The following is a 21504-nucleotide window of genomic DNA, read 5'->3' as shown; positions in this document are numbered from 1 at the left end:
AACATAGAGTGTTTTAAAAAGTAGGAATTTTCCGGATCTGAATTTATCCTTTACATTCTCCTATATCAAGAATTTGTTGGTAAACAATAAGTTATCCTTGTGAACATAAACGTCGCTAGTTTGTTAAACGGGAATTACATCCTGTTATTATTTGTGGTTTTGGCACTGGGCTTGTGCCTGGGGAAAATTCGCCTGGGCTCCGTTCAGCTCGGAAATTCTATTGGCGTATTAGTGGTTTCGCTGCTTTTAGGCCAGCAACACTTCAGCATTAATACGGAAGCGCTTAACCTCGGTTTTATGTTGTTTATTTTTTGTGTTGGCGTTGAAGCCGGTCCTAACTTTTTTTCAATTTTCTTCCGGGATGGCAAAAATTATCTGATGCTGGCGCTGGTAATGGTGGGCAGCGCGATGCTTCTGGCGCTCGGTCTGGGCAAGGCTTTTGGCTGGGACATCGGTCTCACCGCCGGTATGCTCGCCGGTTCCATGACCTCCACACCGGTTCTGGTGGGTGCGGGAGACACGCTGCGCAATACCCTCGCAGGCAGTAATATGCTCAGCCCCGCGCTGGATAATCTGAGCCTCGGCTACGCGCTGACGTATCTTATCGGGCTGGTCAGCCTGATCTTCGGCGCACGCTATTTGCCAAAACTGCAACATCAGGATTTGCCAACCAGTGCGCAGCAAATCGCCCGCGAACGTGGTCTGGACACAGACAGTAAGCGAAAAGTTTATCTTCCGGTGATCCGCGCCTATCGTGTCGGACAGGAACTTGTGGCCTGGGCGGACGGTAAGAACCTGCGTGAACTGGGGATTTATCGCCAGACGGGATGTTACATCGAACGCATCCGCCGTAATGGAATTCTGGCGACGCCTGACGGTGATGCGGTATTGCAGGTCGGCGATGAAATTTCGCTGGTCGGCTATCCGGACGCGCACTCACGTCTTGATCCGAGTTTCCGTAACGGGAAAGAAGTTTTCGACCGTGACCTGCTCGATATGCGCATCGTGACGGAGGAAGTGGTGGTGAAAAACAATCACGCCGTTGGTAAACGTCTGAGCCAGCTTAACCTGACCGATCAGGGTTGTTTCCTTAACCGCGTGATCCGCAGCCAGATTGAAATGCCAATCGACGACAGCATTGTGCTTAACAAAGGCGATGTGTTGCAGGTTAGCGGCGACGCACGTCGTGTGAAAAGCGTGGCAGAGCGCATCGGCTTTATTTCCGTTCACAGCCAGCTTACTGATTTGCTCGCCTTCTGCGCCTTTTTCATCGTCGGCCTGATGATCGGGCTGATCACCTTCCAGTTCAAAAGCTTCAGCTTCGGGATTGGTAACGCCGCGGGCCTGCTGTTCGCCGGTATCATGCTCGGCTTCCTGCGCGCCAACCACCCTACTTTCGGCTACATTCCGCAGGGTGCGTTGAATATGGTGAAAGAGTTCGGGCTAATGGTCTTTATGGCAGGCGTCGGGCTCAGCGCCGGAGCGGGGATCAACAACGGACTTGGCGCAGTCGGCGGACAAATGTTGCTGTCCGGCCTGATTGTCAGCCTGGTACCTGTGGTGATTTGCTTCATCTTCGGCGCCTACGTTCTGCGGATGAACCGGGCATTACTGTTCGGCGCCATCATGGGCGCACGCACCTGCGCACCGGCCATGGAAATCATTAGCGACACCGCCCGCAGCAACATTCCGGCACTGGGTTATGCAGGAACCTACGCCATTGCTAACGTATTACTGACACTCGCGGGGACGCTGATCGTCATCATCTGGCCGGGAGCCTGACGTAAGTTGTTGATCACGAATGTGGCAAAAAAAAATCAATAATTTTTTTATATTTTTGCCACATTGCGCGAACTTTTAAAGTGGAGCGAAGTCTTAATTAGTGCCACTGCTTTTCTTTGAAGTCCCCAAATTTGGAGAGCCCGTCAATCCCGCCTTTTTAGGTTCAAGATTGTCGGGTTTTTTCTTTTCTGGTTGCTGAAACACCCTCTTAAAGCTCTGCCACACCCTTCACTTCATGCTGAAATACATAGGGATCTGAGAGCAATTCGAACCGCTCATCGTCTTGGTAAGTAACTGCAACATGGTAGTCATCGCCAGCAAAAGCTTTCACTGCCTCGATATCCTGCCAATAAGTAGCAAGAAAGAAATGTTCCCAATCACCCTGCGTAACTCTTTTAATAAGCGAACCCAGATTACCTTTAATTCCCTGTGAATGCTGTACACCGGTAATTTGCAGATGTTCAGCAAATCCTGTTGCATGTTTTGCCGGTACACATCCGTGCCAGGTTCTTACAATCATTTTTGCATCTCCAAAATGTATTGAGTTCGATAACATACCGAAGATCTAACTGATATGTTCCACTTCAGTTTTTTCCCTAATTCTCAATCACCCGCAATAACGTTCCGTCGATATCAATCAGCGCGCCCATTTTTAATCCCCACGGCTGCATTTCTGGCAGATGAATGCATGGCCGCGTTTTCCTGTCCTGCCCTATTCCGGCGGCAATAAATTCATCAAAAATGGCATCGGCATCATCCACGCGCAGGCAGCAACTGAACCAGCTGGTTTGCGGGTCGAGATCGACGTGCAGGAAGAATTCCAGCGTAATACCGCCGCGGCTCATGATGAGCCAGCTGTCGTCGATATAGCCGGTAGTAAAGCCTATACTGCTGTAAAAGCGTTGAGTCTCTGCGAAATCCCGGGAGGGAAGATTGGGTGTGGCGTGATCAGTCATTGGCGGCTCTCAGTCGTCGGATTCGAACTTCACGTGCCGTGAATCATGCCTGAACGAAAATACAGGGGAAAGTGCGGGGAATAAGATTTTGTGAGAAAGGTCATCTCCCGCCTTGCAGCGGGAGATTTAGACACGAGAGACGCAGATGCCCTTAACTTTCAGGGCAGCGTCGGTTTATCAGAACTGATAAACCAGGCCTACGGCCACAACGTCGTCGGTATTGATGCCAGCATCGCGAGTCAGGCGGGTGTCATCCATCAGGTTAATTTTGTAATCCACGTAGGTCAGCATGTTTTTGTTGAAGAAGTAAGACGCGCCAACATCAACATATTTGGTCAGGTTCTGGTTGCTGTAACCTGGGACATTACGTGCGTGAGACTGTACGTAGGCAATGGACGGACGAAGACCAAAGTCGAACTGGTACTGTGCCACGGCTTCAAAGTTTTGCGCTTTATCAGCGTAACCGTAAGCGGTGCTGCCTGCTTTACCGAAGCGGTTTGCGTTGTAGCTTTGGGTGTACATCGCCGCCAGGTAAACATTGTTGGCATCGTATTTCAGGCCGCCGCTGTACGCGGTCGCTTTGTCGCCGTTACCAATGATTGCCGGGTTGTTGCGGCCGTTCTGCTCGTTGGTGCGGTCAGAAGCCATCATTGCGGCTGCTGCGCTGAAACCTTCGCCCAGGTCATAAGACAGGGACATGCCGTAACCGTCGCCGTTCTGAGCTAATACGTCACGACCGTTGTTAGATTCAGTTGCGCTGCCGTTTTTTCCCTGGTACTGAACCGCGATATCCAGACCTTCGACTGCGCCGAAGAAGTCTTTGTTACGGTAAGTCAGCACGCCGTTTGCACGCTGGAACATGAAGTTGTCTGCGCCGTAAGTGTCGCCGCCGAATTCTGGCAGAACGTCGGTCCAGGCTGCGACGTCATACATCACGCCGTAGTTACGGCCGTAGTCCAGTGAACCCCACTGCCCAAATTTCAGACCGGCAAAACCTACACGGGTGAAGTTGTTATTATCAGCGCTTTCAGCAGAGTTCAGGGCTGCCTGATATTCCCACTCACCGTAACCGGTCAGTTCGTTATTAATCTGCGTTTCACCACGGAAGCCCAGACGCATATAAGACTGGTCGCCATCAGTGCTGTCATCGTTGGAGAAATAATGCAGACCGTCCACTTTACCGAATAGGTCGAGTTTGTTGCCGTCTTTATTATAGATTTCAGCAGCGCCGGCAGTGCCAGCCATCATCAGAGCGGGAATGACCAGAGAAAGTACGCGTAATTTCATCATCAATATCCTTGATTATTTATAAGCCGTCTAAAATGCCATCCGGCAAGTGTTATTATCCGGTTACCGTGAAGTTATACCTTCCCTTCTTATGGCCCGGAATTGACGTGCGTAAAATTAAACGATGAGAACTTTGGTTGCAACCTGTAAATATTTGAAATAAGTTTCGTTTGGAAATCGTTTATATAAAAACCACGCACCACATTGAGATATATGCATTTAATAACAATGCTTTATGTTAAGATAATAACGAATTGAAATTATAATAAATTACAGAAACCATTCTGAATCGAAGAGATAATATCCACTTCTGGCGGAGTCAGCAGGCGAATTTACCCGTCAGATTAAAGATATTCTGTGTAAGGTTTTGTATATTCCAGTGAGATAATTCATCCTTTGGTTAATAAAAAACCACCAAGATGGTGGCTTTTCAAACATCAATTCCGTGCGGAAGTTTACATAATTCGTTCGAGCCGCTGATCCTTACCGCCTAAACGTCCGTCAGTCTGATTCCACTCTTTTTCATACGCTTGATAGGCAAATACAAATGCCTGATGCCCGTCTTCAAATATCTGATCAGGACGTTTGTGCCAGCCGGAATACGCGTCATAACGCAATATTTCAAAACCGTCTTCCGCCGGATGAATAAGGTAGGTGTAATGCTCACAAAACTCCGGCGCATAGGGAATATCCTCCCCGGCTTCGAGCGTGATAAACAGACCGCCAAGACGTAATTTAATCATTGATATCCTTTTTCATGATCCACAATGGAGTGGTTTGCGTTGCCGTCACATAGGCCGTCTCAACGACCTGATGCATGCGCTGACGCTGATAAAATCCGATAGCCGGGAGATTACTTTGCAAAACCGTCAGCCACAAGCACGATTGTCCGTTTTCACGGGCGGCGGTTTCCACGGCGTCAAATAACATCGCGCCCAGGCCGCGAGCCCGGTTTTGGGGTTTAAAATACAGCTTACACAACTTCGCCCCGTGCCCTTCCGCGCCCTCAAGAGGCTGATCAAAGTGTACTTTGGCAAAACCGACCGCTTCGCCCTGTTCCTGTAACACCAGCCAGCGGTGATCCGGGCTCTCAAGCGTGTTCTGCATTTCTTCGTTACTGAAATCATCGGCCAGAAACTGTTCCAGCTCGTCACTATTTTGCCACAGGTCGCCAAAATAGTGGCGATAGGTCTCACGGCCCAGCGTTTGCAGCTCGCGCTGGTCGGCCAGCGTGGCCTGACGAATGTCCATTTTGCTGCTCTCCTGTCTGGTTTTTACTACAATGTTCAGGCCAAAGTGGATTGGCAATGATGATTATTTTTATAGGAGTCATGCATATGACGCAAAATATTTACGATGATCCGGCCTTTTTTGAAGGCTACGCACAACTCGGACGTTCGCAGTTCGGGCTGGAAGGTGCGCCGGAATGGCCTTCACTCAAAGCGATGCTGCCTGATATGCCGGGCGCACGCATCGTCGATCTGGGTTGTGGCTACGGCTGGTTTTGCCGTGCTGCGCGCGATGCCGGTGCCGCGGAGGTTTTGGGGCTCGACGTTTCAGAGAAAATGCTGGAAAAAGCCCGGTCGATGACTCACGACGGCGCAATTCATTATGTCCGTCAGGATCTTGAAAGCCTGACGCTGCCGGAAACTGCTTTTGATCTGGGATACAGCTCGCTCACGCTTCATTACATCGACGCCCTGCCTGCGCTTCTGCAAACGGTGTTTCACGCGCTCAAACCGGGCGGAAGTTTTGTCTTCTCAGCTGAGCACCCGATCTATACCGCGCCTTCCAGCCCGGCATGGCTGATTAATGAAAACGGGCAAAAAACCTGGCCGGTCGATGGTTATCAGCATGAAGGCAAGCGTGTCACAAACTGGTTTGCCGAAGGCGTGGTCAAACAGCACCGAACGCTGGGAACCTACATCCGCCTGCTCACTGATGCGGGTTTTGTTATCCGCGAGCTTAATGAGTGGGGTCCGTCGGCGGAACAAATTGCCGCACAACCGGCGCTGGCCGAAGAGGCTGAACGCCCGATGCTGTTCCTGATGTCCGTCCAAAAACCTCGCTAATCGTCTTCTCAGACACTTTTCCTTTCATTTTTTCGTCAGGCAATTGCGCCGGGAGGCTCGTCCTCCCGCCTGCTTAAGGCTTCCTTAAGTTCTTCTCTTTACACTCTATTTCATCGCGAAACTATACCGCCGTTCAACGAGTGCGGATATTCAGACGATACCTCCTTTACCTCACAGGCAGCACAAACTAACGTGGCATCCACGTTTTTTGCCGGTTGTCAGTGGGTTACCGGAAATTTGTGATCACTATTTTGGCCTGTTTATTTGGCCTGTCTGGCCTGTACATACGAGGGTAGTTTTATGGAGCAGCTGAATCATCTGGTGTTTTTATGGATCAACGCGACGCCCGCTTCGCCGCACGCGCTGATCAGTCTGGCGGCTTTTCTGGCCAATGACCTGATTATCATCGTCCCGCTTCTGATTGTCGGACTCTGGCTTTGGGGTCAGCGCGACCAGATCGGCCAGCAACGTGAACTGGTCAGTAAAACTACCATTGCGCTGCTCTTTGCGATGACGACCGCCAAAACGCTCTCCCTGCTTTTCCCTCACGCGCGCCCTTTCGTTGAAGGTTTTGGTTATAACTTCCTGCATCACGCGCCGGATGATTCTTTCCCTAGCGACCACGGCACGGCGATTTTCACTTTCGCGCTGTCATTCCTTTTCTGGCACCGTATCTGGTCCGGCGCGCTGCTGATGGTGACGGCCATCGCCATCGCGTGGTCACGTGTTTATTTAGGCGTTCACTGGCCGCTGGATATGGTGGGCGGATTACTGGTCGGCATGCTCGGCTGCCTGTTCGCGCAGCTGTTGTGGAATCTGTTCGGTGAGCAGATTAACGCGATGATGTGCAAAGTATACCGGTTCGGATTCGCCTTCCCGATCAGGAAAGGCTGGGTGCAGAACTGATTTCCCGGCCGTTCAGGCAAAAAAATGCGAGGCTCAGCTGGCCTCGCTTTTTTTGTGTCAAATTCCAGAGGTTAAGTCGCAGTTACTTACCGAAAATGCTGCCAAACAGGCCGCTGATCTTCATCATCACGAAGTCCCAGATACGACCAAAGAAGCCCGCTTCCTTCACTTCCTGCAACGCCACCAGCGGACGCTGTTCAATAACTTTGCCGTCCAGACTGAAGTCCACCGTTCCCACAACCTGATTCTTCGCCAGCGGCGCTTCAAGCTGCTTATTGGTCAGCGTGAAGCTGGCTTTCAGGTTTTTCAACTGGCCTTTCGGCATCGTCAGTGAGGCATTTTCAGCCACACCCAGCGGAACCATTTTTTCATCACCAAACCAGACGCGCTGGCTGGTGAATGCATCACCGGCTTTAATTGGTGTGAGTGTTTCAAAGAAACGGAAACCCCAGGTCAGCAGGCTTTCGCTCTCACTGAAACGGATACGGTCGCTCGGCGCGCCCATCACCACGGCAATCAGGCGCATGCCGGTAGAGTCGCTGGCCGAAGACACCAGGTTATACCCCGCGCCGGACGTGAAGCCGGTTTTGATGCCGTCCACATTCAGATTCGAGCTCCACAACAGGCGGTTACGGTTAATCTGTTTGATGTGGTTGAAGGTGAATTCTTTCTCTTTATGCAGCGCATATTCGTCCGGCGTATCGCGGATCAACGCCTGTGACAGCAGCGCCATATCTGTTGCCGACGTGTACTGCCCGTCCGCATCCAGCCCGTGAACGGTTTTAAAATGGGTATTTTGCAGTTTCAGCTGTTCGCCGTAGCGGTTCATCAGATTCACGAAGGAGTCCTGGCTGCCCGCCACAAAATCAGCCAGCGCGATACTCGCATCGTTGCCCGACTGGATCACAATCCCTTTATTCAGCTCGGAAACCGGCACGCGGTCACCGGGTTTGAGGAACATCAGTGACGATCCGCGCAGCACCGGGTTGCCGGTTGCCCAGGCATCGTTACCGACAGAAACCAGATCGTCGGATTTGATTTTGCCGGATTTAATGGCCTGGCCGACCACGTAGCTGACCATGATTTTGCTCAGGCTGGCCGGGTCAAGGCGTGCGTCAGGATTCGATTCAGTCAGGATCTTCCCGCTGTTGTAATCCATTAGCACCCAGGATTTGGCATTAATCTGTGGTGCGACGGGGCCGTTGTCCGCCTGAGCGGCGGGAAGCGCCAGCAGCATTACTCCACCGCCCAGCGCGTAAATGAAAGTCCGTTTGAATTGGGAAGAAATTGTCATAGGTATCAGCGCTTTTGTCCGGGTAACTGAAATTTATCTTATCTTTCAAACAGATTGTACAACTCTGTCTGACGTAAAACCTACTGCGTTCTGGGTCTGGAATAAACCTAAATAGTGTAAAGATCTTAAGAATAGTTGAGATTTCCACTGCTTGCGCTGATTCAATCGGCGATAAAAACAGCAGTCAGCACTTGACCAATTCATTCATGTGCGTCAGTTTGGGAAGCAAATTCATATAAAATATCTATAACAATAAGTGGCTTAATCGCAACGGCGCTTTAACGACGATGAACGAGCCGCAGGGGCAGAAATGGGACTGATAATTAAGGCGCTGATTGGAGCGCTGGTCGTGATTTTAATCGGGGTGCTGTCTAAAACCCGAAACTATTATATCGCCGGACTGGTTCCGCTTTTCCCAACATTTGCCCTGATTGCTCACTACATTGTGGGCACGGAACGCAGCATCGAGGCGCTGCGAACCACGATTATCTTCGGCTTGTGGGCCGTCATTCCTTATATGGTGTACCTGATTTCACTCTATTTTTTCATCAGCTCGATGAAATTGCCTTACGCCCTGCTCTGCGCTGTGGTTTGCTGGTCGCTGGCGGCGTGGTTGCTGATTAGCCTGTGGACGCGTTTTCACGCATGAATTTTTATTACAAGGCAGTATTCAAACCGAAATCACGGATAAAGGCCTCGTTTTCCCGCACCAGTTCGTCACGGATAAAATCGACAAACTGACCCAGCGCCGCCGAGCGCCTTTTACCGACAGGTGACTGCAACTGCAACGTCCGCTGGCTCAGCTGTTCAATGTTCACCGGTTTGACCCGCAAATTATCGCGTCGCGCTTTATACATAATGGAAAAGTGGCTGCACGCGACAATCGCCCCCGGCGTCTGCACCATAAAATCGTAAAGCGTCGAAAAACGGTTACAGCTCACTGCGGGTTCCAGAAAAATTCCGCTCATCCGGCACGACAAATCAAACAGCTGGCGAATGGTGCTGCCCTGCTCGTTCATCGCCAGCGGGTACGGATGCAAATCCGTCAGCAAAACGTCCTTATCCGCCAGCGGATGATCCGGGCGCATCACCATGCGTACCGGCGCAGGGAAAGACGCCATGATGTCCACGCCGCGCTCCGCTACCAGACTGAACTGTAACGCGAGTTCCACTTCGCCGTTGTGGATCATTTCCGACACTTCCACCGCCGTGCCGACGTTGAGATAAAACATCACGCCGGGGTTTATCTTGCGAAACCGCGAGAACAGCTGCGGCAGCAAATCAAACGCCAGCCCGTCAGTACAGGCCATGCGGATCACGGTTCGCCTCACGGCGTTCAGCCCCTGAATTTCCGCAATCGCGTGCTCCATTTCCATCATGCTTTTACGCACATGGTTTTCCAGAATCTGCCCGGCATCGTTGAGCACCATTCCGCGCGCGTGACGTTCAAACAGCGGCGCGCCGATGCGTTCTTCCAACCGCTGGATCTGACGGCTGATGGCCGATACCGCCACAAATAATTGCCGGCTCGCTGCGCTCAGCGAGCCGGTATTGGCCACCACCAGAAAATAGCGAATCTCCGTACTTTGCATGACCGTATTGCCTCATAACTGTGCAGATGAGCATTACAATAAAAGCAACGCTAACTTGCAATTATTATTATTGTGGCAACGCTGACGCAGCGCTTAGAGTGAAACTGCTAAAAAAACCAACAATAAAATCACAAACACAACAAAAGCAGGATCCTCATGACAGCGGAAAATATCGTTGAACAGGCGTTAGTCTGGTTCGATCAGGGTGAATACCAGCGCACGCTGGCGCGCAGGGTGGCGATAGCCTCCGAAAGCCAGAGTAATCAGCGGGACGCAGAACTGGCGCGTTATCTCGACCAAGAGATTAAACCAGCACTCGCAGCGATGGGTTTCAGCCTGCTGAGCGTCGAAAATGCGTATGCCGCTAACCGTCCTTTTTTGATCGCCACCCGCATTGAAGACGATGCATTGCCCACAATCCTGAGCTACGGCCACGGCGACGTGGTGTTCGGCGACGATGAAAACTGGCGCAGGGACTTATCGCCGTGGGAACTCAAAGAAGACGGCGACCGCTGGTACGGACGTGGCAGCGCCGACAACAAAGGCCAGCACAGCATCAACATTGCCGCGCTGGAGCAAATCTACCAGGCTCGCGGCGGAAGCCTCGGTTTTAACTGCAAACTGCTGTTCGAAATGGGTGAAGAAATCAGTTCACCGGGGCTGGCCGAACTTTGCCGTGAATATAAAGAACAGCTCAGCGCCGATATTTTTCTCGCCTCCGACGGCCCACGCCTGAGCGCCGTGCGCCCGACGCTGTTCCTCGGTTCACGCGGTGCGGTGAATTTCCATCTCACCATCAATGCTCGCGACAACGCCTACCACTCCGGCAACTGGGGCGGGCTGCTGACCAATCCGGGAACGCAGCTGGCAAATGCGCTGGCCTGTCTGGTAAATCAGCACGGCCAACTGCAGGTTTCTGCGCTGAAACCGCCTGCGGTCAGTGACGCTATCCGTGAAATTCTCAGCGATGTGGACGTCGGCGACGGCAAAAACGATCCACAGATTGATCTGAACTGGGGCGAGGAAGGTCTCACGCCAGCCGAACGTCTCTATGCGTGGAATACGCTGGAAGTGCTGTCGTTCCTGACCGGCAATCCGCAGCGCCCGATGAATGCCATTCCCGGTTCGGCGACGGCGGTGTGTCAGCTGCGTTTTGTCGTCGGCACCGACTGGAAACATCTGGCAGAGCACGTCCGTGCGCACCTGGATGCACACGGTTTTTCGCAGGTTGAGGTGGAATTTATGCGTGGCTCACCGGCCACCCGCTTCGACCCGACCGATCCTCTGGTGGACTGGGCGCTGAATATCATGCAAAAAACAACCGGTAAAAAACCGGCATTACTGCCGAATCTCGGCGGCTCACTGCCTAACGATGTCTTCGCCGATATTCTCGGTTTACCGACGTTATGGGTGCCGCACTCTTATCCGGCCTGCGGTCAGCACGGCGTGAATGAACACATGCTGATTTCCGTCGCGCGCGAGGGGCTGGCGATCATGACCCATCTGCTGTGGGATCTCGGTGAAAACGGTGCGTCCGTTCTTGCCCGTCACTGCGCCCATAAAGGAGGTGCGCAATGAGCCAGTTAAGCGCCCCTTCCGCTTCCGTCAGCACCGCGGCTGAAAAACCGAGCCTGATGAAAACCCTCTTTGCGACCTGCATCGGGAACGCGCTTGAGTGGTTTGATATCGCCATTTACGGCTTTTTCGCCAGCTATATTGCGCATGCGTATTTCCCGACGTCCGATCCGACCGTTTCACTGTTGCTGGCGTTCGGCAGTTTCGGAGTTTCATTCCTGATCCGGCCGCTCGGCGCAATCGTTCTCGGCGCGTATGCCGACAAACACGGGCGTAAAGCGTCGCTGCTGATGTCCATCAGCCTGATGATGATTGGCGGTTTAATCATTGTCATCACGCCCTCCTACGCCACTATCGGCATGGCTGCGCCGCTGCTGATCCTCGCGGCGCGTCTGATTCAGGGCTTCTCGGCGGGGGGTGAGTTCGGCAGTTCAACGGCGTTTCTGGTTGAACATTTCCCCGAACGTAAAGCGTTTATCGCCAGCTGGCAGTTTGCCACGCAGGGTGCAAGTACCTTGCTGGCCTCGGCATTTGGCCTGGGTTTGTCTGCCATTCTGAGTGAAACGCAGTTGCAGGACTGGGGATGGCGCATTCCGTTTATTTTCGGTCTGCTGATTGGCCCGGTCGGTTTGTATATCCGCCGCCATATCAAAGAATCAGAAAGCTTCAGCAAAGCAGAGAAAACCGCGTCGCCGCTGAAAGAAATTGTGCGCTCACAAAAAGGCCTGTTCTTTACGGCTATCGGCCTGATGGTGGTTTCCACCGCCATCAACTACATGCTGAACTACGTGCCAACGTACGCCACGAAAACGTTGCATCTGCCTGCCTCGGCGGGCTTTAGCGCCACGTTATCGGCGGGGATTATCCTCACCGTCGTCACGCCGATTATGGGGCTGTGGGCGGAAAAAATCGGTCGTCTGCCGCTGATGTGGGGCTCGCTTATCCTACTGTTGCTGACCATTTATCCTGCGTTCTGGCTGATGCTGCAATACACATCGGCGCTGTCTTTACTGCTGCTGATAAGCTGGCTGGCGCTGCTGAAATCGGTGTATTTCTCCACCGTGCCGTCGATGATGGCGGATTTGTTCCCGATCACCACCCGTGCCAGCGGCATGGCGATCAGCTACAACGTGGCGGTTACCGTGTTCGGCGGCTTTGCGCCGTTCATCTGTACCCTGCTGATTTCCGCCACTGGCAGCAGCCTGGCACCGGGTTACTACCTGATGATGGTCGCCCTGCTCAGCGTCTGGGCACTGTTTAAGGCGCAGAAAACCCAGCGCTGATTTACCACTATCCCGCTCAGCGGCAGGAAATCTGTCGCTGAGTGTTACGTTTAACCTTTCGCAAAACCCCTTCACCTGCCCTATAGTCATTGCCATTGTGCTGGCTAACGTTCTGTTTATTTACCCTTTTACGACGAGGAGTTCTGAATGATCACCCTGTGGGGCCGCGATAACTCAACTAACGTGAAAAAAATCCTGTGGTTGCTGGATGAACTGAAACTGCCTTTTCAGCAAATTAACGCCGGGGGCGCTTTTGGCAAAAACCATGAGCCACTTTATTTGTCACTGAATCCGAACGGGTTGGTACCCTGCATACAGGATGATGATTTTGTCTTGTGGGAATCGAACGCCATTTTGCGCTATCTGGCCGAACGCGCCGGTAATGAGGCATTCTGGCCGTCAGATCTGCGGGCACGCGCCAGCGCGGATAAATGGCTGGACTGGACCGCAAACAGCCTGACCATTCCTTTCCGTCAGGTGTTTCTGACACTGGTTCGCGTTCCCGAACCGGAACGTGATATGAACCTGGTGACCACCGGCATGGCGGCATTTGAAAAACACTGGGCGATTGTCGATAAGGTCCTGGCGAAGCAGGAATGGCTGTCAGGCGAACATTTCGGCCTCGGCGATATCCCGCTGGCGATCTACGCCTACGCCTGGTACGGACTGAATATTGAACGTCAGACCCATCCGAATGTGGAGCGCTGGTATCAACAAATCACGCAGCGTCCGGATTTCCAGAAACGCGTGATGATCCCGCTGACCTAGACTTAAACACAAAAGGCGTGCCGCAACGACACGCCTTTTATAGCTTCCGGCAGTCATTTGTCCGGCGACACCTTCAGCAGCTTCCCGTCACTGTCATCCGTCAGCACGTACACAAATCCGTCCGGGCCAACCTGTACCTCACGAATACGTTCGTTGCGGTCGCTTAGCAGACGTTCTTCATGGGTGATTTTTTCGCCGTCTACGGTCAGACGGATCAGCGATTTCCCGGCCAGCGCGCCCGCAAACAGAGAGTTTTTCCACTGCGGAAACTTTTGTGCGTTATAAAACGCCATGCCGCTCAGCGCCGGGGAAATCGCCCAGTAGTATATTGGATCTTCTGCGCCCGCCAGCGTGGTGCCTTTTGCTTCCGGGATGGGCTGTCCGGAATAGTTAATCCCAAACGTCGCCAGCGGCCAGCCGTAGTTTTTCCCGGCTTTCGGCAGATTCACTTCGTCCCCACCGCGTGGCCCATGTTCCGTTTCCCACAAGGCACCGCTCCACGGATTTACCGCCAACCCCTGAGGGTTACGGTTGCCGTAAGTCCAGATTTCAGGCCTCGCATTTTTGTCGTGAACAAAGGGATTATCCTGCACAACGCCCCCCTCCGGCGTCAGGCGTAAAATCTTGCCTTGCAGCTGGTTCAGATGTTGAGCGTTAATGCGCTGATTATTATCCCCGACAGACAGGAAAATATTGCCCTGCGCGTCAAACGCCATGCGCCCGCCCAGATTTATGCCGCTTTCCAACGCCGGCTGCTGCACAAAAATTACTTTAAAATTTGTCAAACTTTGTTCGTCTGCCGACAGTGTGCCGTAACCCAGCGCCGCGTGAGGCTCACCCTTTTCACCTGGTTGTGCGAAAGAGAGATAAACCCGGCGGTTTTTCGCAAAGTCCGGCGACAGGCGTACATCCCACAGCCCCGCCTGCCCGCTGACCCACACACGCGGTACGCCTTTGAGCGGCGCGGAAAGTTTTTGGTCTGGCTGCCACAGGCGCAACTGTCCGCTGCGTTCGGTGATCAGCGCGCCCTGCGAATCGGGCAGAAATGCCAGCGACCACGGGTGATCCAGACCTTTCGCCAGTTCGGTAACCTCCGCGCGGGCAACCGCAAAGGGAACCGGCGATTTCGGCGCGGCAAATGCGCTAGCCGCCAGAAGAGAGGTTGAGAAAACGATTAAAGTGGCTGCGCGGAAAGAACAGGACATGAGGCTTCTCCCGAGATGTTGATCAGCGTTGAATATTCAAGTTTAGGCCATGTGCCTGATTTTGCTCAGCGCCACTCTTCGTTCTATAACCAACAGGAATAACGCCAACCGGAAATATACTATCAACAAAGCATTCCCTCCTTCTTAACATACCGGTAGACTGCGTTGTCACAATGGACGTCCAGACAGACGGACTTCCAAACATCCTCAATTTGGTCCGTTCTTTTTGTTCCGAATTTTTATGCCAAAAAACACCTGTGAAACACACATCGCACCCGACGACGGAGTTGTTAAATAATGAATAAAATATCCGCATCCCTGCTGGCACTTAGCCTGTTCTCCGCCCTGCCCGCGTTTGCCGCTGATGCCCAGCTGGCACCGGTTCCGGCTGCGATTGCACAACACAACGGCCCGGTGCGCATTGCCGTGATCCGTAACCTCGGCTCCGATGACAACACCACGCAATTTCTGGCGGGCGCCATCAAACAAGGCCACGCATTGGGCTTTAAAGTCGACACATTCCTGAGTAACGGCGACGACGCCAAGTTTCAGGATTTCGTGAATCAGGCCATCAGCCAGAAATACGACGGCATTATCCTGTCGCAGGGTCGTGGCCCTTACTCTGAAGCGCTGGCAAAACGTATTGCCGCCGCAGGCATCGCGGTTTCGGCGTTTGATACCGAAGTGCCGGATACCCTTCCGGGCGTCACCGTCACCCGTCAGGACGATGCGTCTCTGGCGAAAGCCTCCGTCGGCCAGCTGGTGAAAGATTTCAACGGCAAAGCCAACATCATCAAACTGTGGGTGGCCGGTTTCCCGCCAATGGAACGCCGCCAGAAAACCTACGAAGCAATCCTGAAAGAAAACCCGGGCATTCATCAGCTTGAGTCTATCGGTGCGGTATCTTCAGACGTTCAGGGCGACACGGCCAATAAAGTCGGGGCGATTCTGGCGAAGTATCCGAAAGGCCAGATTGACGCGATCTGGGGTTCATGGGATGCCTTCAGTCAGGGCGCTTACAAAGCCCTGAAAGAGAATGGACGTACTGAAATTAAACTCTATAGCATCGATGCTTCGAATCAGGATCTGCAACTGATGCGCGAGAAAGGCAGCCCGTGGCTGTTCACGGCGGCGGTGGATACGCAACTGATCGGTGCGGTAAACCTGCGTATTGTGGCGCTGAAAATTGCCGGTGAAAAAACGCCGCAGACTTATGAGTTCCCGGCGCAGACCATTCCGCAATCCTTGCTGCTCAGCCAGCCGGATAGCCTGAATGTCAGCGGCCTGAGCAAAATCATTCCGGGCTGGGGTAAATCCGAAGATTTTACCGCACCGTGGTTTGCCACTCTGGAAGCAAAATACAAAAAGTAACCGTCTCAGACCTCCCGGAAACGGGAGGTTATTTATCCACTTTTCCGCTCAACATTCCCCCGTTTGCCCTCTGCGATCACAGAAATAAAGAAACATAATTTCAGAAGTAAAAATCTCAATAGCCGCAAGCCCTTACAACCGTTAAAACCTGTACTCTCCCTTTTCATATGGACATTGAAGCAATGAGTACAGAAATCCTTTCGGTCAAGGAAAAGATTGGATATGGATTAGGCGACGCCGCCAGTCATATTATTTTCGATAATGTCATGCTGTACATGATGTTTTTCTATACCGACATTTTCGGCATTCCCGCCGGATACGTCGGCACCATGTTCCTTCTGGCCCGCGCACTCGATGCTATCTCTGACCCCTGCATGGGATTACTGGCTGACCGCACCCGCACACGCTGGGGAAAATTTCGCCCTTACGTCCTGTTCGGCGCGATCCCTTTCGGCATTGTGTGTGTCTTCACTTACACCACGCCAGAGCTAAGCATGACCGGCAAAATGATTTATGCCGCCATCACCTACACGCTGCTCACACTGATGTATACCGTGGTCAACATCCCGTATTGCGCGCTGGGCGGTGTGATCACCTCTAACCCGACACAACGTATTTCGCTGCAATCCTACCGCTTTGTGCTGGCGACGGCGGGCGGCATGCTGAGTACCGTGCTGATGATGCCGCTGGTTAAGCTGATTGGCGGTGAAAATCAGGCGCTGGGCTATCAGGGCGGGATTGCCGTACTGGCGATTGTTGCGGCGATCATGCTCGCCATCTGTTTTGCCACCACCAAGGAACGAATCGATCCAGGCAAACCGACCGGCACCATGCGCGAGGATTTGCGCGACATCTGGCACAACGACCAGTGGCGTATTGTCGGCCTGCTGACCATTCTCAACATCATCGCTGTGGCGGTTCGCGGTGGCGCCATGATGTATTACGTCACCTATATTCTGGGTAATCCGCTGTTGTTCGTTTGGTTCCTGGGCGTGTATTCCGTCGGTAACCTGTTCGGCAGCGCGCTCGCCAAACCGCTCACCGACTGGAAATGCAAAGTGAGCGTGTTCTGGTGGACCAACGCCATTCTGGCCGTGCTCAGCGTCGCAATGTTCTTCCTGCCGGTTCATGGCAGCATCGCGATGTTTGCGTTCATCTTTGTTATCGGCGTACTGCATCAGCTGGTGACGCCAATTCAGTGGGTCATGATGTCTGACACCGTCGATTACGGCGAATGGAACGACGGCAAACGCCTGACCGGTATCAGCTTTGCGGGCACCTTATTTGTACTCAAACTCGGGCTGGCATTAGCGGGCGCGATGATCGGCTGGATGCTGGCCGGTGCCGGTTATCAGTCCGGTGCCGCCACGCAGAATGCTACCACCATGGCCTGCATCGTCGCACTGTTCACGCTGGTGCCCGCCGCCTGTTACCTGCTGAGCGCCATCATCTGTAAGCGTTATTACATCCTGCGCACGCCGCTGTTGCGCCGCATCCTTGATGAAGTCGCGCAAGGCATCCGCCGCAATCAGCAAGAATTTATGAAATGACATTTTTTGACTCAACGGAATATGCCCAAAATCATTCGTGCTGAATCAAGGCGGCAACGGAGCGAATTCCGGGAAGCATACATCAGTATGTGCCCCGGATCCGCGACACCAGCCAACGCAGAGTCAGTGCGAAGGATGAAGGGTAAAAGGAGGACGTAATGAAAATTAGTGACGGCAACTGGTTGATCCAGGAAGGTTTAGTGCTCACGCACCCTTTGCAAGTATTCGAAGTGCAGCGCGCCGGAAATGAAATGGTGATTTACGCTGCGCCGAAAGATGCCTCGGAGCGAGCCAGCCAGCTCGATTCCCCACTGTTTACGCTGCGCTTTTTCTCGCCGCAAACCGGTGTAATTGGCGTACGCATTACCCATTTTGACGGTGAAAAGGACAAAGGTCCGCATTATCCGTTAATGCAATCCGACACCTCGGAACTGCGCTTTGAAGACAACGCGCAATTCGCCGCCTTGCACAGTGGCTCGCTGAGCGTCCGTGTGACCAAAGGCGATAACTGGACGCTCGATTTCCTGCGTGATGGCCGTCGTATTACCGGCAGCGTCGCGAAATCCAACGGTTACGTGCAGGACAGCAAATCGCAGAAAAACTACATGATGGAGCGGCTGGATCTGGGCGTCGGCGAAACGGTTTACGGGCTGGGCGAACGTTTCACAGCTCTGGTTAAGAACGGGCAAACCGTTGACACCTGGAACCGCGATGGCGGCACCAGCACCGAGCAATCCTATAAAAACATTCCTTTCTATCTGACAAATCGCGGCTACGGCGTGCTGGTCAATCATCCAGAATGCGTATCGTTTGAAGTCGGTTCTGAAAAAGTCTCGAAAGTGCAGTTCAGCGTGGAAGGCGAATATCTCGAATATTTCGTCATCGACGGCCCGACGCCGAAAAAAGTGCTCGACCGCTATACCCGCCTGACCGGCCGCCCTGCGCTGCCGCCCGCCTGGTCTTTTGGCCTGTGGTTGACCACGTCTTTCACCACCAATTACGACGAAGCCACGGTCAACAGCTTTATTGACGGTATGGCGGAACGCAATCTGCCGCTACACGTTTTCCACTTCGACTGCTTCTGGATGAAAGCTTTCCAGTGGTGCGATTTTGAATGGGATCCGCAAACCTTCCCGGATCCGCAGGGCATGTTGCAGCGCCTGAAAGCGCGCGGTCTGAAAATCTGTGTGTGGATTAACCCGTACATCGGACAGAAATCCCCGCTGTTCCACGAAGGCAAAGAGAAAGGATATCTGCTCAAACGCCCGGACGGCCGCGTGTGGCAGTGGGATAAATGGCAAGCGGGAATGGGCATTGTCGATTTTACCAACCCGCAGGCCTGTGAATGGTACGCCGGACACCTGAAACGGCTGGTGGATATGGGGGTGGACTGCTTCAAGACGGATTTCGGCGAACGCATTCCGACCGACGTAGTCTGGCACGATGGCTGCGACCCGCAAAAAATGCACAACCACTACGCGTTTGTGTACAACAAGCTGGTGTACGAAACGTTGCAGGACAAACTGGGGGCGTCCGAAGCCGTACTCTTTGCACGCTCAGCTTCCGTAGGCGCGCAGCAATTCCCGGTTCACTGGGGCGGCGACTGTTATGCGACATATGAATCGATGGCGGAAAGCCTGCGTGGCGGCCTGTCTATCGGATTGTCCGGCTTCGGGTTCTGGAGCCACGACATTGGCGGTTTCGAAAACACCGCACCGGCACATATTTATAAACGCTGGTGCGCCTTCGGCCTGCTGTCGAGCCACAGCCGCCTGCACGGTAGCAAATCCTACCGTGTACCGTGGGTTTATGACGACGAAGCCTGTGACGTGGTGCGTCAGTTCACGCAGCTAAAATGCCGCCTGATGCCGTATCTGTACCCGGCATCCGCGCAGGCCGCCAGCAGCGGCACGCCGGTAATGCGCGCCATGATGCTCGAATTCCCCGAAGACCCGGCCTGCGATTATCTCGACCGCCAGTACATGCTGGGCGATAACCTGCTGGTCGCGCCGGTATTCAGTGAACAAGGCGACGTGGACTTCTATCTGCCGCAGGGCCGCTGGACGCATCTGCTCAGCAATAAGGTGGCCGAAGGTTCACGCTGGCACCGTCAGCAGCATGGCTTTGACAGCCTGCCGTTGTATGTCCGTCCTAACACGTTACTGGCTACAGGCAGCAACAGTGAGAAGCCGGATTACGATTACAGCGAACGTCCGGAATTCCATCTGTTCGAGCTGGAAGATGGTGCGATTGCCGAAAGCCAGCTGACCGACCTGCAGGGGAATGTGGTCTTTACGCTGAATGCACATCGCAGCGGGAATACGCTGACGATGACCACGGAAGGCCAGGCAACCGGCTGGACGCTGTGTCTGCGCAACATTCACAACGTATCGAAATGTCATCTGGCGGCCACTTCGGCGACAGCACAGGGGATACGCGTGACGCCTGAACACGGCACCCATCAGTTCATTATTGTTTTATAAATGACGTTGTAAAAACCGTCTTATCAGCCTTAATACACAGCCCCGACGCGAATTCAGCGCGGGGCTTTTTTCTGGCATTAGCACTCTGATTTACACGTCCTGATAAACGCTTTCGCCGTGAATACTGCGGTACTCTTTGGGCGTCATCTCATACCCTTTCCTGAATACCGAATAGAAATATTGCAGTGACGGATACCCGCACATTTGCGAGATCTCATTGATGGAAATCGACGTGGCGGCCAGCAGATTACGGGCGCGGTCGAGCTTTTCTTCGTGGATCACGCCGTGAATAGTTTGCCCGGTTTCATCCTTAAAACGCTTCTCCAGGTTTGAGCGGGACATGCCGATGGCGTCCAGAACCTGCTCGACTTTGATGCCTTTACAGGCGTGATAACGGATGTAATGCATCGCCTGAATTACCGCCGGATCCCGCAAAGAGCGGAAGTCCGTTGAACGGCGTTCGACAACTTTGACCGGCGGAACCAGAATGCGCTGCAACGGCAGGTCACGCTGATCCAGCAACTGATGCAGAAGTTTTGCCGCGCGATAGCCCATCTGCCGCGTGCCCTGCACCACGGAAGACAACGCCACGCGGGAAAGATAGCGGGTTAATTCCTCATTATCGATTCCAATAACGCTGAGTTTTTCAGGCACGGGGATGTTCAGATGCTCGCAGACCTGCAGTAAATGCCGGGCGCGGGCATCGGTGACGGCGATAATGCCGGTTTGCTGCGGCAGCGTTTGTATCCAGTCCGCCAGTCGGTTTTGCGCATGCTGCCAGTTCTCCGGAGCGGTTTCCATTCCCTGATACACCACGCCCTGATACTGCTCGGCGGACACCAGTTTCCGGAAGGCGAATTCTCGCTCCTGTGCCCAGCGTTTCCCTCCCGCATCCGGCAAACCGTAAAAGGCAAAGCGGTTAATCCCCTTTTCTTTCAGGTGCATAAACGCCGCTTCAACCAGCGCGTAATTATCAGTCGCGATGTAGTGAACCGGCGGATAATCTTCTTCCCGATGATAAGACCCGCCCACGCCGACAATCGGCACATTGAGATCTTCAAGCAGGGTTTCAATTTCGCGGTCATCAAAGTCCGCAATGACGCCGTCACCCAGCCAGTCTTTAATGTTGTCGATACGACAGCGAAAATCCTCTTCAATAAAGATATCCCAGTCACTCTGTGAGGCCTGTAAATATTCGCCAACGCCTTCTACCACCTGACGGTCGTAAACTTTGTTTGCGTTAAATAACAGCGTGATCCGATAGCGTTTTTCAAACATGCCTGTTTCTCACCGATGATCAAATAGGCTAAAGCCCTGTTCACGTAAACTCATGAACAGGGCGAGTTGCGTTGGTCTGCTGGTCAATAGCACAACGCAGGT

Annotated in this window: 19 protein-coding genes; 10 read left to right on the top strand and 9 right to left on the bottom strand. The window is 53.2% G+C overall.

Annotated features, from left to right (window positions below):
- The first annotated feature begins 99 nt into the window (after positions 1-99).
- A complete protein-coding gene (locus ACLBVC_RS10235) occupies positions 100-1782 on the top strand; it encodes an aspartate:alanine antiporter (RefSeq protein ID WP_410149510.1) in 1683 nt (560 codons plus the stop codon).
- 208 nt (positions 1783-1990) lie between these two features.
- On the opposite strand, the gene ACLBVC_RS10230 is transcribed toward ACLBVC_RS10235, so the two are convergent.
- The 5 genes from ACLBVC_RS10230 to ACLBVC_RS10210 form a co-directional block, all read right to left on the bottom strand.
- Positions 1991-2302, bottom strand: a complete 312-nt coding sequence (locus ACLBVC_RS10230; RefSeq protein WP_410149509.1) for a hypothetical protein — start codon at positions 2300-2302, stop codon at positions 1991-1993.
- Between the two features lie 76 nt (positions 2303-2378).
- On the bottom strand, positions 2379-2738 hold the full coding sequence (locus ACLBVC_RS10225) for a bleomycin resistance protein (RefSeq protein ID WP_410149508.1): 360 nt from the start codon (positions 2736-2738) through the stop codon (positions 2379-2381).
- 177 nt (positions 2739-2915) lie between these two features.
- Positions 2916-4025, bottom strand: a complete 1110-nt coding sequence (gene ompC, locus ACLBVC_RS10220) for a porin OmpC (protein WP_410149693.1) — start codon at positions 4023-4025, stop codon at positions 2916-2918.
- Between the two features lie 455 nt (positions 4026-4480).
- Positions 4481-4768: a hypothetical protein gene (locus ACLBVC_RS10215; RefSeq protein ID WP_152326950.1), complete on the bottom strand. Its 288-nt coding sequence runs from the start codon at positions 4766-4768 to the stop codon at positions 4481-4483.
- Positions 4761-5276, bottom strand: coding sequence for a GNAT family N-acetyltransferase (locus ACLBVC_RS10210; protein ID WP_410149507.1), 516 nt, complete (start codon positions 5274-5276; stop codon positions 4761-4763). Before ACLBVC_RS10210 ends, ACLBVC_RS10215 begins: the two co-directional genes overlap by 8 nt.
- 86 nt (positions 5277-5362) lie before the next feature.
- On the opposite strand from ACLBVC_RS10210, the gene ACLBVC_RS10205 reads away from it, so the two are divergent.
- Together ACLBVC_RS10205 and ybjG are read left to right on the top strand one after the other, a co-directional pair.
- Positions 5363-6097 (top strand): class I SAM-dependent methyltransferase, encoded by a 735-nt coding sequence (locus ACLBVC_RS10205; protein WP_410149506.1) that lies wholly within the window; start codon positions 5363-5365, stop codon positions 6095-6097.
- 300 nt (positions 6098-6397) lie between these two features.
- Positions 6398-7003 carry an undecaprenyl-diphosphate phosphatase gene (gene ybjG, locus ACLBVC_RS10200; RefSeq protein WP_410149505.1) on the top strand — a complete coding sequence of 202 codons (606 nt, stop codon included), beginning with the start codon at positions 6398-6400 and terminating at the stop codon, positions 7001-7003.
- 82 nt (positions 7004-7085) lie between these two features.
- On the opposite strand, the gene ACLBVC_RS10195 is transcribed toward ybjG, so the two are convergent.
- Positions 7086-8297, bottom strand: coding sequence for a serine hydrolase (locus ACLBVC_RS10195; protein ID WP_152326946.1), 1212 nt, complete (start codon positions 8295-8297; stop codon positions 7086-7088).
- A gap of 310 nt (positions 8298-8607) precedes the next feature.
- On the opposite strand from ACLBVC_RS10195, the gene ACLBVC_RS10190 reads away from it, so the two are divergent.
- Positions 8608-8946: a GlpM family protein gene (locus ACLBVC_RS10190; RefSeq protein ID WP_410149504.1), complete on the top strand. Its 339-nt coding sequence runs from the start codon at positions 8608-8610 to the stop codon at positions 8944-8946.
- Between the two features lie 7 nt (positions 8947-8953).
- Here ACLBVC_RS10190 and ACLBVC_RS10185 read toward each other — a convergent pair whose 3' ends face one another.
- A complete protein-coding gene (locus tag ACLBVC_RS10185; protein ID WP_410149503.1) occupies positions 8954-9889 on the bottom strand; it encodes a LysR family transcriptional regulator in 936 nt (311 codons plus the stop codon).
- 156 nt (positions 9890-10045) lie between these two features.
- Between ACLBVC_RS10185 and ACLBVC_RS10180 the strand changes: the two genes are divergently transcribed.
- From ACLBVC_RS10180 to ACLBVC_RS10170, 3 genes are all read left to right on the top strand, one after another.
- Positions 10046-11467 (top strand): M20 family metallopeptidase, encoded by a 1422-nt coding sequence (locus ACLBVC_RS10180; RefSeq protein ID WP_410149502.1) that lies wholly within the window; start codon positions 10046-10048, stop codon positions 11465-11467.
- Positions 11464-12747: an MFS transporter gene (locus ACLBVC_RS10175; RefSeq protein WP_410149501.1), complete on the top strand. Its 1284-nt coding sequence runs from the start codon at positions 11464-11466 to the stop codon at positions 12745-12747. Before ACLBVC_RS10180 ends, ACLBVC_RS10175 begins: the two co-directional genes overlap by 4 nt.
- 147 nt (positions 12748-12894) lie before the next feature.
- A complete protein-coding gene (locus tag ACLBVC_RS10170; protein WP_410149500.1) occupies positions 12895-13515 on the top strand; it encodes a glutathione S-transferase family protein in 621 nt (206 codons plus the stop codon).
- 53 nt (positions 13516-13568) lie between these two features.
- Here ACLBVC_RS10170 and ACLBVC_RS10165 read toward each other — a convergent pair whose 3' ends face one another.
- Positions 13569-14720, bottom strand: coding sequence for a PQQ-dependent sugar dehydrogenase (locus ACLBVC_RS10165; RefSeq protein WP_410149499.1), 1152 nt, complete (start codon positions 14718-14720; stop codon positions 13569-13571).
- Between the two features lie 297 nt (positions 14721-15017).
- On the opposite strand from ACLBVC_RS10165, the gene ACLBVC_RS10160 reads away from it, so the two are divergent.
- The 3 genes from ACLBVC_RS10160 to yicI all read left to right on the top strand — a co-directional run bounded on the left by ACLBVC_RS10160 (position 15018) and on the right by yicI (position 20124).
- A complete protein-coding gene (locus ACLBVC_RS10160) occupies positions 15018-16091 on the top strand; it encodes a sugar ABC transporter substrate-binding protein (protein WP_410149498.1) in 1074 nt (357 codons plus the stop codon).
- A 182-nt stretch (positions 16092-16273) separates the two neighbouring features.
- Positions 16274-17641, top strand: coding sequence for a glycoside-pentoside-hexuronide family transporter (locus tag ACLBVC_RS10155; protein WP_195814624.1), 1368 nt, complete (start codon positions 16274-16276; stop codon positions 17639-17641).
- A 158-nt stretch (positions 17642-17799) separates the two neighbouring features.
- Complete coding sequence (yicI, locus tag ACLBVC_RS10150) at positions 17800-20124, top strand: alpha-xylosidase (protein ID WP_410149497.1); 2325 nt, start codon at positions 17800-17802, stop codon at positions 20122-20124.
- 90 nt (positions 20125-20214) lie between these two features.
- Here the strand turns inward: yicI and xylR are convergent, their stop codons facing one another.
- A complete protein-coding gene (xylR, locus tag ACLBVC_RS10145; protein ID WP_410149496.1) occupies positions 20215-21402 on the bottom strand; it encodes a D-xylose utilization transcriptional activator XylR in 1188 nt (395 codons plus the stop codon).
- Between the last annotated feature and the right edge of the window lie 102 nt (positions 21403-21504).

It is taken from the genome of Rahnella selenatireducens, assembly GCF_046449555.1.
Taxonomy (GTDB): domain Bacteria; phylum Pseudomonadota; class Gammaproteobacteria; order Enterobacterales; family Enterobacteriaceae; genus Rahnella; species Rahnella selenatireducens.
This window is presented reverse-complemented; position numbering and strand designations above follow the sequence as displayed.

Excerpts from the sequence above, each read along its gene's own strand:
- ACLBVC_RS10210 (WP_410149507.1), bottom strand. The coding sequence starts at position 5,276 with ATGGACATTCGTCAGGCCACGCTGGCCGACCAGCGCGAGCTGCAAACG.
- ACLBVC_RS10175 (WP_410149501.1), top strand. The coding sequence starts at position 11,464 with ATGAGCCAGTTAAGCGCCCCTTCCGCTTCCGTCAGCACCGCGGCTGAA.
- ACLBVC_RS10190 (WP_410149504.1), top strand. The coding sequence starts at position 8,608 with ATGGGACTGATAATTAAGGCGCTGATTGGAGCGCTGGTCGTGATTTTA.
- ACLBVC_RS10185 (WP_410149503.1), bottom strand. The coding sequence starts at position 9,889 with ATGCAAAGTACGGAGATTCGCTATTTTCTGGTGGTGGCCAATACCGGC.
- ompC (WP_410149693.1), bottom strand. The coding sequence starts at position 4,025 with ATGAAATTACGCGTACTTTCTCTGGTCATTCCCGCTCTGATGATGGCT.
- ACLBVC_RS10205 (WP_410149506.1), top strand. The coding sequence starts at position 5,363 with ATGACGCAAAATATTTACGATGATCCGGCCTTTTTTGAAGGCTACGCA.
- ACLBVC_RS10225 (WP_410149508.1), bottom strand. The coding sequence starts at position 2,738 with ATGACTGATCACGCCACACCCAATCTTCCCTCCCGGGATTTCGCAGAG.
- ACLBVC_RS10195 (WP_152326946.1), bottom strand. The coding sequence starts at position 8,297 with ATGACAATTTCTTCCCAATTCAAACGGACTTTCATTTACGCGCTGGGC.
- ACLBVC_RS10165 (WP_410149499.1), bottom strand. The coding sequence starts at position 14,720 with ATGTCCTGTTCTTTCCGCGCAGCCACTTTAATCGTTTTCTCAACCTCT.
- yicI (WP_410149497.1), top strand. The coding sequence starts at position 17,800 with ATGAAAATTAGTGACGGCAACTGGTTGATCCAGGAAGGTTTAGTGCTC.
- ACLBVC_RS10180 (WP_410149502.1), top strand. The coding sequence starts at position 10,046 with ATGACAGCGGAAAATATCGTTGAACAGGCGTTAGTCTGGTTCGATCAG.
- ACLBVC_RS10155 (WP_195814624.1), top strand. The coding sequence starts at position 16,274 with ATGAGTACAGAAATCCTTTCGGTCAAGGAAAAGATTGGATATGGATTA.
- ACLBVC_RS10215 (WP_152326950.1), bottom strand. The coding sequence starts at position 4,768 with ATGATTAAATTACGTCTTGGCGGTCTGTTTATCACGCTCGAAGCCGGG.
- ACLBVC_RS10170 (WP_410149500.1), top strand. The coding sequence starts at position 12,895 with ATGATCACCCTGTGGGGCCGCGATAACTCAACTAACGTGAAAAAAATC.
- ACLBVC_RS10160 (WP_410149498.1), top strand. The coding sequence starts at position 15,018 with ATGAATAAAATATCCGCATCCCTGCTGGCACTTAGCCTGTTCTCCGCC.
- ACLBVC_RS10230 (WP_410149509.1), bottom strand. The coding sequence starts at position 2,302 with ATGATTGTAAGAACCTGGCACGGATGTGTACCGGCAAAACATGCAACA.
- ybjG (WP_410149505.1), top strand. The coding sequence starts at position 6,398 with ATGGAGCAGCTGAATCATCTGGTGTTTTTATGGATCAACGCGACGCCC.
- xylR (WP_410149496.1), bottom strand. The coding sequence starts at position 21,402 with ATGTTTGAAAAACGCTATCGGATCACGCTGTTATTTAACGCAAACAAA.